The 3688-nt window shown below is 53.3% G+C and carries 3 protein-coding genes and 1 pseudogene; 2 read left to right on the top strand and 2 right to left on the bottom strand.

The window, feature by feature from the left end; genetic code table 11:
- Both QZ329_RS15235 and QZ329_RS15230 read right to left on the bottom strand, forming a co-directional pair.
- Positions 1-649, bottom strand: a 649-nt coding sequence (locus QZ329_RS15235; RefSeq protein WP_295753853.1) for a hypothetical protein, incomplete at its 3' end; no start/stop codon positions are given.
- A 42-nt stretch (positions 650-691) separates the two neighbouring features.
- On the bottom strand, positions 692-1414 hold the full coding sequence (locus tag QZ329_RS15230; protein WP_295753852.1) for a sigma-70 family RNA polymerase sigma factor: 723 nt from the start codon (positions 1412-1414) through the stop codon (positions 692-694).
- Positions 1415-1568: 154 nt separating this feature from the next.
- Between QZ329_RS15230 and QZ329_RS15225 the strand changes: the two genes are divergently transcribed.
- On the top strand, positions 1569-1919 hold the full coding sequence (locus QZ329_RS15225) for a transposon-encoded TnpW family protein (protein ID WP_295753851.1): 351 nt from the start codon (positions 1569-1571) through the stop codon (positions 1917-1919).
- Positions 1916-3688 (top strand): annotated as a pseudogene (locus tag QZ329_RS15220) (recombinase family protein); the annotation flags it as partial. The gene QZ329_RS15225 and the pseudogene QZ329_RS15220, both read left to right, overlap by 4 nt.

The raw sequence follows: 3688 nt of genomic DNA, 5'->3' as shown, positions 1-3688 counted from the left end.
ACGCCGCCATCCCCTGCCGGTAGAGGTCACGGGTCATTTCGTCCAGCACATCATAATCGTTGTAATAAAGGAAACTGGAATAGAACGAAAACGCCAAATCCTTAAACTGCCGCGCCAGCCAGTCATACCGCTCGGCATACTCCCGCTGAAAACTCATGCTCACCGCCTGGGGCGCGTCCTGCATGGTCAGGGCCAGCGCCATCATCGCCCTGTCGCCTGTCAAATTCCAGCGGGATTCCGTTCCCTTCTTCTGAATATCCAGCTTCTCAAAAGGGAAAAACAGCGCCAAGTAGTCTTGGGTCGGCATGGATTCCTCCCGGATAAAATGATTCTTCGGCAGATACACGGCCTCATAGTCCATGAAAGACGGCGTGGTGGGCAGGGCAGTCAGAAACCCCAGCAGCCCATAGCGGCTGACAAACCCCATAACTGCCTCCCGGACCTCAGCCTCTCCCTTGCGGTTCATCTGCAAAGCCCCTACATTCAGCGCGTTCAGCACCATCCGCTCCGCATCCTTCAGAGGATCGTAGACCTCCGGCTTCGCTCCCTTTGCCGGAGTGATATAAAAATTGCCGTCCCCGGCTTTCTTGTATTCATACTCACTGTATCTCACCCAAGGGGAGCTTGCCTTTTGAAACAGGTTCTTCATCCAATCCCTCCCGTTCTGTAATCTATATATTTCAAAATCATATTACCATCCGTCCTTGTCATCGTCAAGGACGGATTTTTTGTATTTCTCCAGGAAAATTTTCTCCCGCAGCATCAGGGACCGCCCGCTGCTGCCTTTTTCTGTTATATGCTCGAACAACTTCTTTTGCAGCCGTTTCAGCAGCCTTGCCCACTTCTTTCGGATATTCCGGTCCGTCTGGTTCAGTACAGCACCCAGTTCTGCGCTGCTATACCGCCGGAGGACTTTATAATAGAAAAGCTCCTTGTGATCTTCCTTCAACTCAAAGATCATCTTTGACAGAAAATCGTCTGCCAATAATTCGTGCATTTCATAAGGACAGTCAAAGATGATGTTGAGGAAATACCCGCTGCAAAGTTCCCGCCAAAAGGGACTGCAAAGAAAAGCCGGAAAAATGTTTCCTTCCTGCACAGCGCCGTACTCCAGCGGCACATCTCCACGCAAAATCTCATGGTCCCGTTCCCGCCGCTCCCGGTTTTCGTCCAGCTTGTCCCACCAAGCAACTACCTCATTAAACTCATTCTGTGTCCTGGCGGCTTCTTCCAGACGGGTCAGGGCCTCCCGCCGTAGCTCACGTTTCAGCTTCTTCTTTTTCGGAGGGTCCTTCGATTCCGAGGACTGCCGCCGTGACCGTTCATCTTGCCTGAGCTGGATTTTCAAAGCCTGTTCCCGCTCATCCTCCAACTCCGCCGCGATATGTTCCTCCTGCGAGAGTTCAAATTCCATGTCGTTATCCCCGTGATACACCGCCGGTCCACCCCCCTCCAAAAAAATATTTTCTTGGTTTTCTGAAAATGGTTCCGCCTGCCCCCCTGTTTTTCTCCTATTAGTGAAAGGGTAATCGAATTGCTGTTATATAGATTACTCTTGACGGCCTACCGTGAACGAAGAACGTGGTGAGCCTCTATTTTTTCACGGAACGAGGGAGAGCGCAAAACAATTACATCAAGCAGGAACATTCCACATTATAACACGGGTTGCGGCCTATCCGCAAGAAAGGAAGGTAACTATCAGTACAATTCAGAAAACCAGCGAGAACACCGCCGTCATGTACCGTCGTATCGGCTCCACCACCTACAAGGTGACGGTCCACTTCGATGAAGCCGAGCGGGAGACGATAACGGGCAAAATTGTGCGGTTGATTGGTAATGAGACTCTGGACAAAAGCCGGGAGTGTGGTATAATTGAGATGCCACAAATGAGCCGTCAGCCTGAAAGGAGCGCCCTATGAGCAGTGGGCAGACGGAGAAAATCACCGCATTATATGAGAGACTTAGCCGCGACGATGAGGCGGCAGGGGACAGCAATTCGATTGTGAATCAAAAAATGCTCTTGGAGAGCTATGCGGCCCAGCGCGGCTTTACAAATTGTGTCCACTACACGGACGACGGATGGTCCGGGGGCAATTTTGAGCGCCCGGATTGGAAGCGGCTGATTGCCGACATTGAGGCTGGGAAGGTCGGCTGTGTCATTGCCAAGGACATGAGCCGAATCGGACGCGACTATCTCCAAACTGGATTTTATACCGAGGTTCTCTTTCGAGAGAAGGGTGTCCGGTTCATCGCCATCGGCAATAGTGTGGACAGCGCGGACCGCAGTTTGGGAGAATTTGTGCCGTTCCTTAATATCGTAAATGAATGGTTTTTGCGGGATTGCAGCCGGAAACAGTGCGCGGCGTATCAGGCGCGGGGCAACGCTGGCAAGCCCACCACCAACCACGCCATCTACGGCTACCGGAAGGACCCGGAGGACAAGCACCACTGGCTGATCGATGAGGAGGCCGCTGCCGTTGTGCGGCGCATCTTTCATCTGAGCATGGAGGGACACGGCCCCCATGAGATTGCCAGCATCCTTCGGGATGATAGAATTGAGCGGCCCTCAGTCTATATGGGCAAGCGGGGGCAGGGAACGTAGCGGAACAGCTACGATGACAGCCGCCCCTACGATTGGAGCGGTACGTCTGTCTCGAATATCCTCGCCAAGCCGGAGTACATGGGACATACGGTCAATTTCCGTTCTTACAAGGAATCCTACAAGGATAAACACGCTATCAAGCGGCCCCCGGAGGAATGGACGGTTTTCGAGCATACCCATGAGGCCATTGTGGACCCGGAGACTTGGAAACTGGCACAGCAGGTCAGAAAGACCGTCCACCGTACCGACACCACCGGGGAGGCCAACCCGCTGACCGGCCTTCTTTACTGTGCCGACTGCGGCGCGAAGATGTATAATCACCGGGGACGGGCGCAGGCCAACAAAGAGAACAGGGGCAAAGACCCAGTAAGCGGACTCTATCCCTATGACCATTACGACTGCTCCACCTATGCGCTGACATTTCGCCACTACCATCAGGAGTGTTTCGGCCACTACATCAGCACCAAGGCGCTCCGGGCATTGATTCTGGATACGATCAGGACCGTCAGCGCCTATGCTATCACTAACGAGTCGGAGTTCATTGAGAAGGTCCGGGCGGCATCAGAAATCAGGCAGGCCCAGGCCGCGAAGGATTTGAAGCGGAAACTCAACAAGGACCGCAAACGGTCTGGTGAGTTGAATGGGCTGATAAAGAAACTCTATGAATCCTACGCCACCGAGAAGATTTCAGAAAAGCGGTTTGAACTGCTGTCCGGCGAATATGAACGGGAGCAGGAGGCGTTGGAGGAATCCATCACTAAGGCCCAAGCGGAGTTGGATGCTTTCGAGGCGGACACAACCAGGGTGGATCAGTTTCTTGCGCTGACGAAGAAGTATACCGACTTCTCGGTACTGACCACGCCGATGATTTATGAGTTCATAGACAAGATTCTAGTCCACGCGCCGGACCGCTCCACCGGGGATCGAACCCAGGAGGTAGACATCTACTTGAAGTTCATCGGCAAGTTTGATGTCCCTCTGCCGGAGCCGACAGCGGAGGAATTGGCCGAGATGGAGAAGCAGAGGAAACAGCGGGCTTATTACCGTGAGCGCAGTAAGCGGCAGCGGGAACGGGACAAGCAGAAG

The organism is uncultured Oscillibacter sp., assembly GCF_910579365.1.
Taxonomy (GTDB): Bacteria; Bacillota; Clostridia; order Oscillospirales; family Oscillospiraceae; genus Oscillibacter.
This window is presented reverse-complemented; position numbering and strand designations above follow the sequence as displayed.

What these genes read in the sequence shown, in the direction of transcription:
- QZ329_RS15230 (WP_295753852.1), bottom strand. Translation starts at nt 1,414, where the DNA reads ATGGAATTTGAACTCTCGCAGGAGGAACATATCGCGGCGGAGTTGGAG.